This window comes from Streptomyces sp. NPDC001443 (genome assembly GCF_053597355.1).
In genome coordinates this window covers 1-15,230 of sequence record NZ_JBSFIA010000023.1, presented here as the reverse complement: position 1 = coordinate 15,230, position 15,230 = coordinate 1, and the positions used below count along the sequence as shown (strand labels likewise).

Annotated in this window: 15 protein-coding genes and 1 riboswitch; of the genes, 2 read left to right on the top strand and 13 right to left on the bottom strand. The window is 72.4% G+C overall.

Translation table 11 applies throughout. From position 1 onward, the window contains the following. Positions 1-9 precede the first annotated feature (9 nt). From ACWC24_RS23295 to ACWC24_RS23275, 5 genes are all read right to left on the bottom strand, one after another. Positions 10-630: a GTP-binding protein gene (locus ACWC24_RS23295; protein ID WP_152894160.1), complete on the bottom strand. Its 621-nt coding sequence runs from the start codon at positions 628-630 to the stop codon at positions 10-12. Continuing rightward, a complete protein-coding gene (locus ACWC24_RS23290; RefSeq protein ID WP_351604946.1) occupies positions 608-979 on the bottom strand; it encodes a DUF742 domain-containing protein in 372 nt (123 codons plus the stop codon). The genes ACWC24_RS23295 and ACWC24_RS23290 overlap by 23 nt, the downstream gene beginning before the upstream one ends. Before the next feature lie 2 nt (positions 980-981). After that, positions 982-1,416 (bottom strand): roadblock/LC7 domain-containing protein, encoded by a 435-nt coding sequence (locus ACWC24_RS23285; protein WP_384720877.1) that lies wholly within the window; start codon positions 1,414-1,416, stop codon positions 982-984. Positions 1,417-1,472: 56 nt separating this feature from the next. Then, positions 1,473-4,133 carry an ATP-binding protein gene (locus ACWC24_RS23280; RefSeq protein WP_450664784.1) on the bottom strand — a complete coding sequence of 887 codons (2,661 nt, stop codon included), beginning with the start codon at positions 4,131-4,133 and terminating at the stop codon, positions 1,473-1,475. Between the two features lie 424 nt (positions 4,134-4,557). Beyond that, a complete protein-coding gene (locus ACWC24_RS23275) occupies positions 4,558-5,739 on the bottom strand; it encodes an MBL fold metallo-hydrolase (protein ID WP_450664783.1) in 1,182 nt (393 codons plus the stop codon). Between the two features lie 200 nt (positions 5,740-5,939). On the opposite strand from ACWC24_RS23275, the gene ACWC24_RS23270 reads away from it, so the two are divergent. Next, positions 5,940-6,551, top strand: coding sequence for a TetR/AcrR family transcriptional regulator (locus ACWC24_RS23270; protein WP_450664782.1), 612 nt, complete (start codon positions 5,940-5,942; stop codon positions 6,549-6,551). Positions 6,552-6,677: 126 nt separating this feature from the next. Here ACWC24_RS23270 and ACWC24_RS23265 read toward each other — a convergent pair whose 3' ends face one another. Together ACWC24_RS23265 and ACWC24_RS23260 are read right to left on the bottom strand one after the other, a co-directional pair. Beyond that, positions 6,678-7,463, bottom strand: a complete 786-nt coding sequence (locus ACWC24_RS23265) for an SGNH/GDSL hydrolase family protein (protein WP_450664883.1) — start codon at positions 7,461-7,463, stop codon at positions 6,678-6,680. A 252-nt stretch (positions 7,464-7,715) separates the two neighbouring features. After that, complete coding sequence (locus tag ACWC24_RS23260) at positions 7,716-8,642, bottom strand: M23 family metallopeptidase (RefSeq protein WP_450664781.1); 927 nt, start codon at positions 8,640-8,642, stop codon at positions 7,716-7,718. Positions 8,643-8,646: 4 nt separating this feature from the next. Continuing rightward, positions 8,647-8,806, bottom strand: a riboswitch (cyclic di-AMP (ydaO/yuaA leader). A 452-nt stretch (positions 8,807-9,258) separates the two neighbouring features. Between ACWC24_RS23260 and ACWC24_RS23255 the strand changes: the two genes are divergently transcribed. Then, positions 9,259-10,056 carry a tyrosine-protein phosphatase gene (locus tag ACWC24_RS23255; protein WP_450664780.1) on the top strand — a complete coding sequence of 266 codons (798 nt, stop codon included), beginning with the start codon at positions 9,259-9,261 and terminating at the stop codon, positions 10,054-10,056. 53 nt (positions 10,057-10,109) lie between these two features. Here the strand turns inward: ACWC24_RS23255 and ACWC24_RS23250 are convergent, their stop codons facing one another. From ACWC24_RS23250 to ACWC24_RS23225, 6 genes are all read right to left on the bottom strand, one after another. After that, positions 10,110-10,235: a DUF6126 family protein gene (locus ACWC24_RS23250; protein ID WP_450664779.1), complete on the bottom strand. Its 126-nt coding sequence runs from the start codon at positions 10,233-10,235 to the stop codon at positions 10,110-10,112. Then, complete coding sequence (locus ACWC24_RS23245; RefSeq protein ID WP_450664778.1) at positions 10,232-10,906, bottom strand: helix-turn-helix domain-containing protein; 675 nt, start codon at positions 10,904-10,906, stop codon at positions 10,232-10,234. The genes ACWC24_RS23250 and ACWC24_RS23245 overlap by 4 nt, the downstream gene beginning before the upstream one ends. Positions 10,907-11,072: 166 nt before the next feature. Beyond that, entirely contained in the window at positions 11,073-11,465 is a 393-nt protein-coding gene (locus tag ACWC24_RS23240; RefSeq protein ID WP_450664777.1) for a hypothetical protein, read from the bottom strand. 31 nt (positions 11,466-11,496) lie between these two features. Further along, the gene (locus ACWC24_RS23235) at positions 11,497-12,882 is read right to left on the bottom strand and encodes an aspartate aminotransferase family protein (RefSeq protein WP_450664776.1); all 1,386 of its coding nucleotides are present in this window, start codon (positions 12,880-12,882) and stop codon (positions 11,497-11,499) included. Then, positions 12,879-14,762, bottom strand: coding sequence for a 1-deoxy-D-xylulose-5-phosphate synthase (dxs, locus tag ACWC24_RS23230; RefSeq protein ID WP_450664775.1), 1,884 nt, complete (start codon positions 14,760-14,762; stop codon positions 12,879-12,881). The genes ACWC24_RS23235 and dxs overlap by 4 nt, the downstream gene beginning before the upstream one ends. Before the next feature lie 27 nt (positions 14,763-14,789). Further along, on the bottom strand, positions 14,790-15,230 hold a 441-nt coding region (locus tag ACWC24_RS23225; RefSeq protein WP_450664774.1), incomplete at its 5' end, for a flavodoxin-dependent (E)-4-hydroxy-3-methylbut-2-enyl-diphosphate synthase.

Sequence of the window (15,230 nt, the reverse complement as noted above, 5' to 3'; positions counted from 1 at the left end):
GTGCGGGGATCACAGGTGGACGCCACGGCTGGGCTCGGGGGCCGCCGGGGCGTGGGCGATGAGGTGGCGTACGAGGGTCAGCAGGGTCTGGACGCCCGAGGCGGAGATACGGGCGTCGCAGCGCACCACGGGGATACCGGGGCCGAGGTCGAGGGCGGCCCGGACCTCTTCGGAGGCGTAGCGGTGGGCGCCGTCGAACTCGTTGATCGCCACGATGAAGCCGAGACCGCGTTCCTCGAAGAAGTCGACGGCGGCGAAGCACTCCTCCAGGCGGCGGGTGTCGGCCAGGATGACCGCGCCGAGCGCGCCTTCGGAGAGCTCGTCCCACATGAACCAGAACCGCTCCTGTCCGGGCGTGCCGAACAGGTAGAGGACGTGCTGAGGGTCGAGGGTGATGCGGCCGAAGTCCATCGCCACGGTCGTCTCGACCTTGTTCTCGATGCCGTCGAGATTGTCGGTCGTGGCGCTGACGGTGGTGAGCAGCTCCTCCGTGCTGAGCGGGGCGATCTCGCTCACCGTGCCGACGAAGGTCGTCTTGCCGACCCCGAAACCGCCCGCCACCAGGATCTTCAGCGCGGTGGGGAAGGGCATGGGGCCGTTCTCGTACTCAGAGCTGTCGTCGTAGTCCATCGAGCACTGCCTCCAGAAGGGCCCGGTCGGTGGGGTTGTGGTGGAACTCGGGAGGTTTGGTGGTCAGTACCCCGCAATCGACCAGGTCGGACAGCAGCACCTTGGTGACGGCCGCCGGCAGTTTCAGATGGGCGGACACCTCGGCGACCGAGACGGGCGCGCGGGAGAGGGCGAGGGCCTGTGCGTGCTCCGGGCCGAGGTAACCGAGGGGGGTGACTCCGGTGGCCCGCACCTGCGAGATGAGGTCGAGCGCGATGGTGGGCCTGGTGCGGCCGTTGCTGACGGTGAAGGGCCGCACCAGCCGTCCGGCCGCGTCGTCGAGCCAGGGCCCGTCGCCGGCCGCCGCCACGCTCAACGCCTCATCACCGGGGGGTCGGCGGCGTGCTGCCGTGGCGCGGTCACCAGGTACGGGCGGACGCTCTTGACCAGCATGGCCATCTCGTAGCCGAGCACCGCGGCGTCGGCCTCGCGGCCGGCGAGCACCGCGAGGCAGGTGCCGGAGCCGGCGGTGGTCACGAACAGCAGGTTCGCGTCGAGTTCGACGACCACCTGCCGTACGTCGCCGCCGTCGCCGAAGCGCACCCCGGCGCTGCGCCCGAGGGAGTACAGGCCGGAGGCCAGGGCGGCCATGTGGTCGGCGCTGTCGTGGTCCAGGCCGTGGACGGACTTCACGAGGCCGTCGCAGGAGAGGAGGACAGCACTGGTGGTGTGCGGGACGCGCTGCACGAGGCCGCTCATCAGCCAGTCGAGATCGGACGAATGACTGGTCGGCACATCGCTCGCCATGGTGGATCGACTCCTTGGGGTACGAAGGTCGGCGGGAGCTGTGGGGGGTGCGGTGGTCATCCGGCAGGCGCGCTCCCGTCGTGCCGGGCGGTGTGCTGGTCGGTGTGCCGGTCGGGTCCGGGCGCGGACCGGCTGTCGCGCGCACCGGACGCCTCGGGGGCGGCGGGCGCCACGGGCGGGTCCGCGGGCTGCGCCCGGGCTATACGTGCCTTGTCCAGGAAGGACGTCGGTACGACGACGACGGGTGGCGACGGTTCGACGGCGGACGGCGCCACGGCGGCAGCGGGCGGCGGTACGGCGATGGGCGTCGGCGTCGGCGTCGGCGTCGGCGTCGGCGTCGGCGTCGGTACGAGCTGTACGTCGGAGAGGGACGAGCCGGGGGGTGCGGCCGCCTCCAGGCTCTGCTGGGCCTCGGCCAGACCGACACCGCGCTGGAAGGCGGCCATCAGGCCGGGGTCGTGCGCGGCGACGTGGTCGGAGTCATGGCGGGGCGCGGGGCCGCCGCGGAGCTGGGGGACGATGTGCTCCTGGGCGCGTCGGCGGGGCAGCCGGGGTTTGCCCATGGTGCCGCGCACCGCGCCGACGCGCGGCGTGGGCAGGCCTTGGGTGCTCTCCGCGACGGTCCGGCGTTCCTCGGGCCGGATCCCGGGCACGGCCGAGGCCGGGTTGGACCGTTCCCCCCGGGGGCCGCGCACGGGCAGGGGGACGGGCGCGCCCCCGATCGGCGGGGAGGCGTCGGGGGTGCCGCGCGGGGCCGGCAGCTCGCCGTGGCCGCCGGACGCTCCGCCGCCGTCCGCGCCCGGCGGCGGCCCCGGTTCACCGGCGCGCGCCGGTGCGCCCGGACCCGCGGTGCCCTGCGGCAGGGCGCGGACCCCGGCGTTCGACCGCGGACCGGCTCCGGCCGCCTCCGGCCGCGTACCGCTGCCCGCACCGCCCGTGGACGCGGCCGGGCCCGAGCCGCTCCCCGGCCGGGGGGCGGCGGAGCCGTTCGCCTTCGCACGCGGACCGGTGCCGTTCGCCACGGGGGACGCCCCGCCGCGGCCCGGCGCGGGACCAAGTCCGCCGCCGTCGCGGGTGAGGGCCGGTCCGTTCCCGGTGAGCGGGCGTCCGTTCCCGGTGCGGGAACCGCCGTTCACCCCGTCGGTCGGGTGTGCCGACCCGGCACCGCCCGGCATCGGGATCGGGCCGCCGCGGCGGCTCGGCACGGGGGCCCGGCCGCCGGCACCTGCCGGGGTCGAGGCGGAGCCCGGGGAGGCCGTGCCGTTCCCGGTCGACGCACTCCCGCGGCCACCGGGGGAACGTCCGGCCGTCCCCCCGCCGTCGGCGGGAACGACGGTGCCACGGTCGTCGTCACGCCCCTGCCGACGCCGTCGGCCGGTCGGGACGGCGGGCGCGAGGTGCCGTCCGGCCTCCCGGGCCGATCCGGTCCCGGACTGCTGCGGTCCGGGCGGACCGGCCGCCGGGTCCTGCGGCCGCGTCACGGCCACGGCCCCGACGACGCCGTCCGGCGCCGTGCCGAGCAGCCCCTGCGGTACGACCAGGACGGCCTGCACCCCGCCGTAGATGTTGGTCTGGAGGCGGACCCTGATGCCGTGGCGGCGCGCGAGCTGGGAGACGACGAAGAGCCCGATGCGGCCGTCGGCGAGCAGCCGGGCCACATTGACCTGGTCGGGGTCGGCGAGCAGGTCGTTCATCCTGCTCTGCTCCTCGGCGGGCATACCGAGCCCGCGGTCCTCCACCTCGACGGCGAGCCCGGAGGTGACGAGGTTGGCGCGCAGCAGCACCTGGGTGTGCGGGGCGGAGAACACCGTGGCGTTCTCCACGAGTTCGGCCAGCAGGTGGATGACGTCGGCGACGGCGTGACCGCGCAGCTCGCCGTCGACCGGGGGGACGAGCTTGACGCGCGAATACTGCTCGACCTCGGCGATCGCGGAGCGCAGCACCTCGGTCATGGAGACCGGGTTGCTCCACTGCCGGCGCGAGACCGCCCCGCCGAGCACGGCGAGGTTCTCGGCGTGACGGCGGATGCGGGTGGCGAGGTGGTCCACGTGGAAGAGGCCCTTGAGCAGGTCGGGGTCCTCGATCTGGTTCTCCAGCTCGTCGAGGATGGAGATCTCCCGGTGCACCAGCGACTGGAGCCGCCGGGCGAGGTTGAGGAAGACCTCCAGCTTCTGTTCGCTGCCCGTCTGACTGGAGAGCTGGGCGGCCTGCACGACGGCGGTGACGGCGCCGTCGTGCGCGCGGGCCAGGTCCGCGGCGAGCAGTTCGAACTCGTCGGCGTCCTTGGCCGGACCGCCCCGCGGCTTGCGCCGGGGCGCGTTCTCGCCGCGTCGTAACGCCTCGACGACGGCGCGCAGATCGGCCTCGCCGCGGGCGCTGCTGCGGCGCAGCGCGGCGATCCGGTCGGTCACCGACCGGGCGGCACGGTCGGCGGCGACGGCGGCGATCAGGATCCCGGCCACGGTGACCGCGAGGGCGCCGGTCAGTACCGCCCACAGGGTGATGCCCTGTCCGGCTCCGGCGGAGCGGGCGGTGACCAGGATCGCCGCGCACGCGCTGAGGGCGACCGCGATCGGCGGCAGCACGGCGAGCCGCAGGAGTTGCGGCCGTATGTGGGCCTCGGGCAGCGGAGCGGCGGGGCGGGCGACCGGCCGCCCGTGCCGCCCGCCGCCGTCACGGCGGTCTGCGCGTGCGGCCGGTGCGCGGAGGTGAGACATCGGTGTCCTCGTGCTGGTCCGTCGAGCCTGAGCCTGGTTGCTCGCGCGTGGTGCGCAGCTCGGGCGTGCGCCATCGCGGTGCCGGTCGGGAGAGCCGAAGAATTCGGCCCTGCGTCGCCCGGCGGACACTCACAGTAGTCGCGGTTGCGACAGGTGCGGTGGGCAGTTGGCAAACTCCCACGGTGAGCATCCCGCTCTGGTATGAGGCCTCGCACGGAAGACCGATGAACCCATCAGACCCCCCGCCCCCAGGGGGAACACGAAGGGAACCCGGGAGCAAAAGAGCGATCTCAACCGATCAGAAACAGTCACTGTCGGTGATGGCGACAGGGCGGGAACCGCCACCGCCCGACCGCGCATGGGCACTGACGAAGCACTAGAGGGAACGGGGCCGTGCGTGGTCCGGCCCCGGAAGGATCGACCGCTACTCCACCGCGAGAGCCGGTTCCGGTCCGGACGACGCCACCGGCGGCCACGTGGGCCAGCCCCCGGCGGGCGCCTTGGCGACGGCACGCCACCACGGCGCCGAGGGTGCTGCCACGGTCGGCTCGAACGGCTCGCCCGCCACCGGGGCCGCCAACGCCACACCCGCCTTGTGCGTGGCGCGCATCGTGCCCTCGCCCGGCTCCGCCCACGGGTGCGGCGCCAGATTGAAGGTGGCCCAGTGGATGGGCATCATCACGCCGACCGTCGGGTCCGCGGACTGGAGGTCGAGGTGGGCCTGGACACCCTCCTCCGGAGTCATGTGAATATCGGGCCAGAACTCCGAATAAGCACCGATCTGGATCATCGTGGCGTCGAACGGGCCGTGGGCCGCGCCGATGTCCCGGAAGCCGTCGAAGTAGCCCGTGTCGCCGCTGTGGTAGATCCGGTGCTCCTCACCGGCCACGACCCAGGAAGCCCACAGCGTGTGCTGGGTGTTGCGCAGACCCCGGCCGCAGAAGTGGCGCGCGGGGGTCGCGGTCAGGGTGAGGCCGCCGATCCGGGTCGACTCGTGCCAGTCCAGCTCGCGCAGCCGGTCGGCCGCCACACCCCAGTGTTCGAGGTGCTCACCGACCCCGAGCGGCACGGCGAACAGGGTGTCCGTGCCCGCCAGCGCCTTGATCGTGGGCATGTCGAGGTGGTCGTAGTGGTCGTGGGAGATGACGACGACGTCGACCGGCCCGAGCGCGGCCAGCGGCAGGGGAACCGGGTGCAGCCGCTTGGGGCCGGCGAAGGCGAACGGCGAACAGCGCTCGCCCCAGACCGGATCGAACAGCACCCGTCGGCCGTCGATCTCGGCGAGCACGCCGGAGTGCCCCATCCAGGTGAGCCGCAGTCCGGAGGCGGGCGGCCGGGCGAGGTCGGCGAGGGTGGTGGCGTGCACCGGGATCGTGCCGCTCGGCGCGCGGTGCGACTTGGCCTCCCGGTCGAAGTACACCTTCGCGAGGGCGGAGGCGGAGCCCGAGGGCCGGATCCGGGACGGGCCGCCGGGGTTCTGGAAGACCCCGTCCTTGAAATGGGGCGATCTGCGGATACGCGCGAGGCGCCCGCCGCTCGGGTCCGCGCCGAAGGCCGCGGGCTGCAACGAGCGGAGCCCGAGGCTCGAGGAACGGAAACCGGGCACGGCACCTCCAGGTGGAGTCGGGACGTTTCATTATGGTCAGCTCCCGGGACGACACCGGCCCCCGGCCGTACGTTCCCGCTCTGCGACAACGCCGGTGCCCGGCCGTACGTTCCCGTCCTGCCGCAACACCGGTCGGCCCTACGTTCCCGCCCGCCCGCATCGCCGTTCCGGCGACCGAGGTGCGGCACTAAGGTGACCGGGTGGCGAGAGTGCGGTTGAACGTGGCGGAACGGCGCGAGGAGTTGCTGCGGGCCGCCGTGCAGCAGATCGAGGCGCGGGGCGTGGCGGCGGTCAGGATCGTCGACGTGGCCTCGGCGCTCGGGGTGAGCAACGCGCTGGTGCTCTACCACTTCTCGACCAAGGAGAAGCTGGTCGCCGCCGCCTTCACGTACGCGGCCGAGGAGGACCTGGCCCGGCTGAGCAAGCTGCTCGGCCGCCGGACGACCGCGCTGCGGCGGCTGCGTTCGGCCGTGCGCTGGTACGCCCCCACCGGGCAGGCCAAGGGCTGGCGGCTGTGGATCGAGGGCTGGGCGGCGGCGCTGCGCGAGCCCGCGCTCCAGGACGTCACCCGCGACCTCGACCGGCGCTGGAAGGCGGCGCTCGCCGAGGTGGTCGCGGACGGTGTGGCCGCCGGGGAGTTCGAGTGCCCGGACCCCGCGGCCACGGCGCTGCGTCTGACGGCCCTGCTCGACGGGCTCGCCGTACAGCTGACGTCGTACGCCGGTGCCGTCTCGCGGGCCCGCGCGCAGGAGTGGGTGGACGAGGCGCTGGCCCGGGAACTGGGTCTGGCGCGGGAGGCGTTGACGGCGTAGGCGCTCGGGCCTGTCCGGCAATTCCCGTCCGCCCGGCGACGAGGCGAATTGCCGGACAGGCCCTGGACCGGACGCGGGCGCGGAGCCGACCGGAGAGCCGGCCCCGCACCCGTGACTGTCGGCCGCTCAGGCCACGGACGCGATGCGTTCCTTGATGTCGTCCGGGGACAGCGCACCCTTGGCGGTGACGTGGTCGCCCGAGGACTCCCCGCGCAGCCGTCGGCCGATCCACGGGACCAGGTACTCACGCGCCCAGTGGACGTCGTCGCGCCGTACTTCGAGGGTGCCGCGCGGCGGCAGCGCCGGCCAGGGCTGCTCCGGGTCCGCCGGCACCTCCACGCCGAGGGTCTGGCCCGCGCGCAGTGCCACGCGCGTGTGTCCCTCGGGCGAGAGGTGGAGCCGGTCGCCGTCCCAGGCCCGGCGGTCCTGGACGGACTTGAGCGACCACAGGTCCAGCACCGGGCAGCCGTACCGGTCGGCGACGGCCCGGACGTGCCCGTTGTAGGTCGCGATCTTCCCGCGCAGGTGCTTGAGCAGGGGAACACCGCGGGTGTCGAAGCCGGTTGTCACCATGACGGTGCCGGACACGGCGGTCAGCGCGGCGATCGCGCGCTCGAACCGCTCCGCCACCTCGTCGGGGTCGGTCCCGGGCCGGAGGATGTCGTTGCCGCCGGCACAGAAGGAGACCAGGTCCGGCGCGAGCCGGACGGCCTGCGGAAGCTGGTCCTCCACGATCTGGTCGAGGAGCTTTCCACGTACCGCGAGATTGGTGTACTGGAAGTCGCCCTCGGGCTGCCGGTCCGCCAGGAGTACCGCGAACCGGTCGGCCCAGCCGACGAACGCCCCGTCGGGGCCGGGGTCGCCGACGCCCTCGGTGAAGCTGTCCCCCACCGCTACGTACGACCCGATCACTGCTCTGCCGTCACTCTTCGAATCGTCTGCCACATCGGCTCATGATTCACCCTCGAATGTGACCTACGCGACCGTAGCCACGGGTTGACGGACGGTGAGATAAGCCACTCCTAAAGAGTTGTCCAATCGGGGAATAAGCGTGCGATCCGGGACGTCGACGCAGTACCCGCACCCGGGTGCGCCAAAGGCCGGACCCGGGGATCGGGGTCCGGCCTTCGACGGCGGAGAGGCGCGCGGGAGACGGCCCGTCGGTCAGACGGCGACGCCGTGCGAGCGGAGGTAGGCGAGCGGGTCGATGTCCGAGCCGTAGTCCGGGGTGGTGCGGATCTCGAAGTGCAGGTGCGGGCCGGTCACGTTGCCGGTCGCGCCCGAGAGACCGACCTGCTGACCCGGGGTCACGGCCTGGCCGGCCGAGACGGAGAGCTGGGACAGGTGGGCGTACTGCGCGTAGTGGCCGTCGGCGAGCCGGATGACGACCTGGTTGCCGTACGCGCCGCCCCAGCCGGCCGAGACGACCGTGCCCGCGCCGACGGCCTTGAGCGAGGTGCCGGTCGGGACGACGAAGTCGACGCCGGTGTGGTGACCGCTGGACCACATGCTGCCCGCCACGTGGTACGCGGTGCCGATCGGGGCACCGGCGACCGGGAGCACGAAACCACTGCCGGCGGTCTGCGGGACGGCGGACTTCGCGGGGGACGACTCCACCGAAGAGGAAGAGGTCTCCGCCGACGCGGACTTCGGGGCGGCGGCCTGCGGCGCGGCGGACTCGGCGCCCCCGCCCGTCACGGCCTTCGCGCCGATGGTGAGCTTCAGACCGGGGTGGATCAGCGACGGATCGGCCCCGACGGCCGCCCGGTTGTCCTGGTAGAGCCGGTGCCAGCCGCCGTCGACGTGCTGGGCGTCGGCTATCTTCGCGAGGTGGTCGCCGGCGACCACCGTGTAGATACGGGTACCCGCGCTCTGCCCGTCGGTCTGCTCGGCGGTCTTCTGGCCGCTCGTCGCGACGGACTGCACGGCCGTTCCGGGAACCGGCTGGGCGGCGGACTGCGGCGTCGCCGCGTGGGCTCCGGTGGCCCCCAGCAGCGGGAGGGCGAGCGCGGCGCCGCCGGTTCCGGCGACGGCGAGCGAGCGGCTGAGGCGCGGGGCCTTGGGACGGCGGTGCTTACCCTTGGCGGGCATGGCGAATTCCTCTCCGGCGCCTACGAGGTGAGCTGTCGGGTGCGGACTGGAGATGTCCGGCCGCGCTCGCGGCGCGGCTGAACCCCTAGCCTGTTCCGATGACGGGACCAGGCGGTCGAGCCTGTGGGTCCCCCGCTCCTGCCGTGCACGGGTGAGTGTGCGGGCACCGGGCGGCGGCAGGATTAGGCGTCCGCCCGGATCGGTGTGGAACGTAAGCGAGCCCGCCACAACGGGACAAGCGACGCCTTCCGGATGTGCCCGTTTTGCTTGATCCGTTACGAGAGATCCCGATTACCCTCCGTGAATTCCCTCCCCTCCCGCTTCACATCTCCCCAAAAAAGCGCACTGATTGCGTGAACATGACATAGCACTCACGGTCACCGATATGACCCTCCTCACGCACCCTCCACCCAGTCACCTTTATTCCGGGGCGACTTCCAGCAAAGAGCGTAATTGGGGCAGATCAGATAGAAGTGACATACGAGGCTGATCGCCGCACCGAGGCTTTGGCCTGTGGACAACGCGGTCGCCCTCGAACCGATGTCGTATCGTCGTCAGCGCATCCCGTCGGCCACCCGCCGAGCCACGCCGACGGGGCGAGCGGGAGGAGCCCCCCTTGACGCAGCAGGTCCCGTCGACCGAGCCCGAACTGGCCGGAGTGCGCAACTTCCGCGACGTCGGCGGACTGCCCACCGCCGACGGGCGGCGGGTGCGCCACGGCGTGCTGTTCCGCAGCGGTCACCTGGCGCACGCGACGGACGAGGACACGGCGTTCCTGTCCTCCCTGAAGCTGCACACGATCTTCGACTTCCGCAACGCGGCGGACCGGAAGCTGGAGGGCCCGGACGTCGAGCTGCCCGGCGTGCGCAACGTGAACCTGCCGCTGTCGGACCCGGCGGACGGCTCCGAGTTCTGGAAGATGGTCCGCGACGGCGAGATCGAGCAGCTGCGCGCGATCCTCGGCGAGGGCAAGGCCGCGCACCGGATGATCATGTCGTACCGCACCATCGTCAAGGAGCGGACGGGCGAGCACTCACGGGTGCTGCACTCGCTCGCCGAGGACAGCGTCCCGGCCCTGATGCACTGCGCGGCGGGCAAGGACCGCGCCGGCCTGTCCATCGCGGTGACGCTGCTGGCCCTGGGCGTGGAGCGCGAGGCGATCCTCGCCGACTACCTGGAGTCCAACGCCACGCACCGCCGCTACAAGGTGCGCCGCAGCGACAAGTCCTCGGCCGGCTACTCCCCCGAGGTCATGGAGTTGCTCGGCCCCCTGTTCGACGCGCGGGCGGAGTACCTGACCGCGGCGCTGGAGACCATCGAGGAGAACTGGGGCGGCGTGGACACCTACCTGGAGCAGGGCCTCAAGCTGACCCCGGAGACCCGGGAGCGGCTGCGCGAGCGGCTCCTCGACTGACCTCTCGGCCCGGCGGCGGCCCGCCGCCGGGCTCGTACTACTGCTGCTGCCTGCTACTGCTGCTGCGCGCCGATCTCGAAGAGCAGCCAGATGAACGCCGCGAGGACGTGTCCGACGGCGATGTAGATGATCAGCCTGATCCAGAGGGAGCGGGGGAACTTCTCCTCGATGTCGCTCATGGCCTCTCTCCGATGACGTTGCCGAGGCACAGTGCGGCCGTCGGACTCTGCAGCAGGGTGTGTACGAACAGCAGCTCGACCCCGTCGGGGTCCTGAGCGGCGATACGGTGCGGGGTCAGCGAGTCGAAGTGCGCGCTGTCGCCCGGACCGAGCAGGTGGGTGGCGTCGGCCAGACGCAGCCGCAGGCGCCCGGTGAGGACGTACAGCCATTCCTCGCCGGGGTGCACGCGGACGATGTCGCCCTGCGAGCCGTACGGGACGCGCACCCGCAGGGCCTGCATCCCGCGGCCGGGCGAGCCGGCCTGCCAGTACGTCCAGCCGCCCGCGGCGGTCGGCTCCGTGTCACCGGCGCGCAGTACGGCGTCCCGGTCGGGGACCGTCTCGCCGAGCAGCTCCGAGACTGTCGTACCGTAGACGCGGGCGAGCGTGAGCAGCATCGGCAGCGAGGGCTGGCGCCGCCCGGTCTCCAGCCGGGAGAGATGGGCGGGCGACAGCCCGGCGGCGCGGGCGGCGGCCTCCAGGGTCAGCGAGGCCTGGCGGCGCAGGGCGCGCAGCCGCGGCGCGACGGCCGAGAGACCTTCGGCGCTCTCCGCCGCCGGTTCCGCGGCCGGCTCTGCTGCCGGGCCGAGCGGCGGCCCGGACCCGGCTTCTGGGAAGCTCATGGCATCCATTGAGCCAGCTCGATTGCCTCCCTGGCAAATAGCTTGCCTCTCAGGCAAACCGAAAGGTGTGGGACGCGGACCGGCCGTACGGCGCCGAAGCCTCGGGTCCCGGAGCCGGCCCGCTCCCGACGGCCCCGAGCCGGTGATCCACCGGACAGGACCTGGTGCCGCGGGACTACTCCGCCCCGCCGCGCCTGTCCTCGACGTGGACGACGTGGAGTTCGGTGCCGTCGCGGTGGCGCTTGGACCGCCCGAACACCCCTATCGCGATGTCCGACCGCTCGTGCGGCTCGTCGGGGCCTACGTAGGTGAGGACGTCGTTGTGCTGCCCGGTGACGACCCACCCCTCGGCGTCCTTGAGGTCGATCACCCCGAAGTCCCCCGCCGGGGATCCGGCGTGCACCGGTCCGAACTCCCGCAGGATCCCGGTGGCCTGGTCCGCGAGGTCTCCCTCCGGGGCGGTGAGCACGACACAGGTGCCGTGCTCGAACAGCACCCACGACTTGCCGGGGTCGGTGAGGAGCCGCCGCCACATGTCCTTGAGCATCTCGGTGTTCACGGCCGTCATCATGCCGCAGGGCACCGACACCCCGCCCGGACTACCGGTTGGCCACCGCCTGCTTGATCAGTGTCCGGCCGAAGTCCCAGACCAGTCCGCCCCCGTTGTGCGCGTCGTCCATCACCTCGGTGAAGGCGTCCACGAACCGGTCCACCTCCCGTTCGCCGACGACCAGCGGCGGGATCAGCTTGATCACCTCGAGGTGGTCGCCGGAGACCTGGGTGAGGATCCGGTGCCGCTGGAGCAGCGGGACGACCACCATCTGCGCGAACAGCCCCTTGCGCGCGGCCTGGAGCATGCTCCAGCGGCCGCGCAGCTTCAGCGACTTCGGCCGGCCGAACTCGATACCGATCATCAGGCCCCGGCCACGGACGTCGGCGAGCAGCTCGTACTTGTCGGTGAGCGCGGCCAGCCGGGACCGCAGCAGGTCCCCGGTGGCGCGGGCGTTGGCGACGATCTGGTCGTTCTCCATGACCGACAGCACGGCGAGCCCGGCGGCCATGGCCTGGGCGTTCGACCCGAAGCTCGCCGAGTGGACGAGCACCCGGTCCATCGACGAGTAGACCTTCTTGAAGATCCAGTCCCGGCCGAGCGTGGCGCCGACCGGCACGTAGCCGCCGGAGAGCGCCTTGGCCACGCACACCAGGTCCGGTTCGACGCCGTCCTCGTGCTGGTAGGCGTAAAAGTCGCCGGTCCGACCCAGCCCCGTCTGCACCTCGTCGGCGATGAGCAGCGCCTTGTGCCGGTGCAGCAGTTCCTGGGCGGCGCGCAGGTAGCCGGGCGGGGCCTCGTGCACGCCCTTGCCCTGGATCGGCTCGACGACGAGGGCCGCCACGTCGCCCTTCCTCAGCTCCCGGGCCAGCGCGTCGAGGTCGCCGAGCGGGACCGCGGTGTCGGGCAGCAGCGGCGCGAAGCCGTCCCGGAAGCCGGTCTCGCCGTTGACGGAGAGGGAGCCGGTGGTCAGGCCGTGGAAGGCGTGGTCGCAGTACAGGATCCGCGGCCTGCCGGTGGCGTAGCGGGCGAACTTCAGCGCGGTCTCGACCGCTTCCGTGCCGCTGTTGCCGAAGAACACCCGGTCCAGGTGCGGGCTGTGGGCGAGGAGCCGCTCGGCCAGCAGTCCGGGCAGCGGCTGGCAGTCGAAGCGGGTGAGGTCGGCGAGCGAGGCGTCGAGGACGTCGTGCAGCGCCTTGCGGACCACGGGGTGGTGGCGGCCCAGGCCCATCACCCCGAACCCGGCGAGCATGTCCAGGTAGTCGTCGCCGTCCTCGTCCCAGAAGTAGGCGCCCTCGGCGCGGGTGTAGACCTTGTCGAAGCCGATGGTGTGCAGCATGCGCGGGAGCTGGTGGTTGAGGTGCTTGGCGTGCAGCTCGTAGCGCTCGGCCCCGCGCTCGGCCAGCAGCGCGGCGAGGTCGAACTCCTCGGTCATCCGTGTTTCTCCTTGACTGCCAGGCTTGCGCTGATCCGTCCGGCGATCTCGACCGGGGTGAGACCGATGTCGGCGAGCACCTCGGCGCGCTTGGCGTGCGCGAGGAACTGCTCCGGGATGCCGAACCGCCGCACCGGTACGTCGACCTCGGCGTCGCCCAGGGCCAGCGCGACCGCCGCGCCGACCCCGGCCGCGCGGCTGTTGTCCTCGACGACGGCCACCAGGCGGTGCTCGGCGGCCAGGCCCGGCAGCGCCGGGTCGACGGGCTTGACCCAGCGGGGGTCGACCACGGTGCAGCCGGTGCCGCGCGCTTCGAGGAGCTCGGCGGCCTGGAGGCAGACCGGGGCCATGACGCCGACGGCCACCAGCAGCACCTCGGGCGTGCCCGGGCTGCGGTGCAGGACGTCGAGGCCGCCCACCTGGCCGACGGCCGGGATCCGTGGGCCCACCGACTCCTTCGGGAAGCGCACGAGCGTCGGCGCGTCGTCCACGGCCACGGCCTCGCGCAGTTGGGCGCGGAGCTGGTCGGCGTCGCGCGGCGCGGCGATCCTGAGCCCGGGGACGACCTGGAGGATCGACAGGTCCCACATGCCGTTGTGGGAGGCGCCGTCGACACCGGTGACGCCGGCCCGGTCGAGCACGAAGGTGACGCCGCACCTGTGCAGGGCCACGTCCATCAGTAACTGGTCGAAGGCGCGGTTGAGGAAGGTGGCGTAGACGGCCACCACGGGATGCAGTCCGCCGGTGGCGAGACCGGCCGCCGAGACGGCCGCGTGCTGTTCGGCGATGCCGACGTCCCACACCCGGTCGGGGAAGCGGGCCGCGAACTTGCCGAGGCCCACGGGGTGCAGCATCGCGGCGGTGATCGCCACGACGTCGTCGCGCTCCTGCCCGATCGCGACCATCTCGTCGCCGAACACCGAGGTCCAGGACGGCCCGCCGGCCGGGGCGAGCGGCGCGCAGGTGAGCGGGTCCATCACGCCGACGGTGTGGAAGTGGTCCTCCTCGTGGGCGAGGGCGGGTTCGTAGCCGCGGCCCTTCTCGGTGAGGCAGTGGACGAGGACGGGCCCGTGGAAGCGCTTGGCGCGGCGCAGCGCGGACTCGACGGCGTTGAGGTCGTGGCCGTCGATCGGTCCGACGTACTTCAGCCCCAGGTCCTCGAACATGCCCTGTGGCGCGAAGGCGTCCTTGAAGCCCTTCTTCGCCCCGTGCAGCGACTCGTACAGCGTGGGGCCGACCACCGGGGTGCGCAGCAGTACGTCCTTGCCCCAGGCGAGGACCTGCTCGTAGCCGTCGGTGGTGCGCAGGGTCGCCAGGTGGTTGGCGAGGCCGCCTATGGTGGGCGCGTAGGAGCGCTCGTTGTCGTTGACGACGATGATCAGCGGGCGGTCCCTGGCGGCCGCGATGTTGTTCAGCGCCTCCCAGGCCATCCCGCCGGTGAGGGCGCCGTCGCCGATGACCGCGACGACATGGCCGTCCTCCCCCTGTACCTGGCGTGCCTTGGCGAGGCCGTCCGCCCAGCCGAGCGCGGTGGAGGCGTGGCTGTTCTCGACGATGTCGTGCTCGGACTCCTCGCGCGAGGGGTAGCCGGAAAGGCCGCCCTTGCCGCGCAGCTTGGAGAAGTCCTGACGTCCCGTCAGAAGCTTGTGCACGTAGCTCTGGTGGCCGGTGTCCCAGACGATGCGGTCGACCGGGGACTCGAAGACCCGGTGGAGCGCGATGGAGAGTTCCACCACCCCCAGGTTGGGCCCGAGGTGTCCGCCGGTCCTGGCCACCGCGTGCACCAGGAAGTCCCTGATCTCCTCGGACAGTTCACCGAGTTCCGCCTCGGACAGCGCCTTAAGGTCGCGTGGTCCCCGGATGGTCTCCAGAATGGTCACGCTCGGGCCCCCTTCGGTTCGTGCCGTTCAGTTCACGGTGACGGCCGGCTCCCCCGCCGCGACGCCGTCCTGTTCCATCTGCTCGGCGATCTTCATCGCCTCCTCGATCAGGGTCTCCACGATCTTCGACTCGGGCACGGTCTTGATGACCTCGCCCTTGACGAAGATCTGCCCCTTGCCGTTGCCGGACGCCACACCCAGGTCGGCCTCACGCGCCTCACCCGGACCGTTCACCACACAGCCCATCACCGCGACCCGCAGCGGGACCTCCATGCCCTCCAGGCCCGCCGTGACCTCCTCGGCCAGCCTGTAGACGTCGACCTGCGCACGGCCGCACGACGGACACGAGACGATCTCCAGACCCCGCTGCCTCAGGTTCAGCGACTCCAGGATCTGGATACCGACCTTCACCTCCTCCACCGGCGGCGCCGACAGAGACACCCGGATCGTGTCCCCGATCCCCTGCGA

Excerpts from the sequence above, each read along its gene's own strand:
- ACWC24_RS23295 (WP_152894160.1), bottom strand. The coding sequence starts at position 630 with ATGGACTACGACGACAGCTCTGAGTACGAGAACGGCCCCATGCCCTTC.
- ACWC24_RS23285 (WP_384720877.1), bottom strand. The coding sequence starts at position 1,416 with ATGGCGAGCGATGTGCCGACCAGTCATTCGTCCGATCTCGACTGGCTG.
- ACWC24_RS23280 (WP_450664784.1), bottom strand. The coding sequence starts at position 4,133 with ATGTCTCACCTCCGCGCACCGGCCGCACGCGCAGACCGCCGTGACGGC.
- ACWC24_RS23260 (WP_450664781.1), bottom strand. The coding sequence starts at position 8,642 with ATGCCCGCCAAGGGTAAGCACCGCCGTCCCAAGGCCCCGCGCCTCAGC.
- ACWC24_RS23250 (WP_450664779.1), bottom strand. The coding sequence starts at position 10,235 with ATGAGCGACATCGAGGAGAAGTTCCCCCGCTCCCTCTGGATCAGGCTG.
- ACWC24_RS23245 (WP_450664778.1), bottom strand. The coding sequence starts at position 10,906 with ATGGATGCCATGAGCTTCCCAGAAGCCGGGTCCGGGCCGCCGCTCGGC.
- ACWC24_RS23240 (WP_450664777.1), bottom strand. The coding sequence starts at position 11,465 with ATGACGGCCGTGAACACCGAGATGCTCAAGGACATGTGGCGGCGGCTC.
- ACWC24_RS23235 (WP_450664776.1), bottom strand. The coding sequence starts at position 12,882 with ATGACCGAGGAGTTCGACCTCGCCGCGCTGCTGGCCGAGCGCGGGGCC.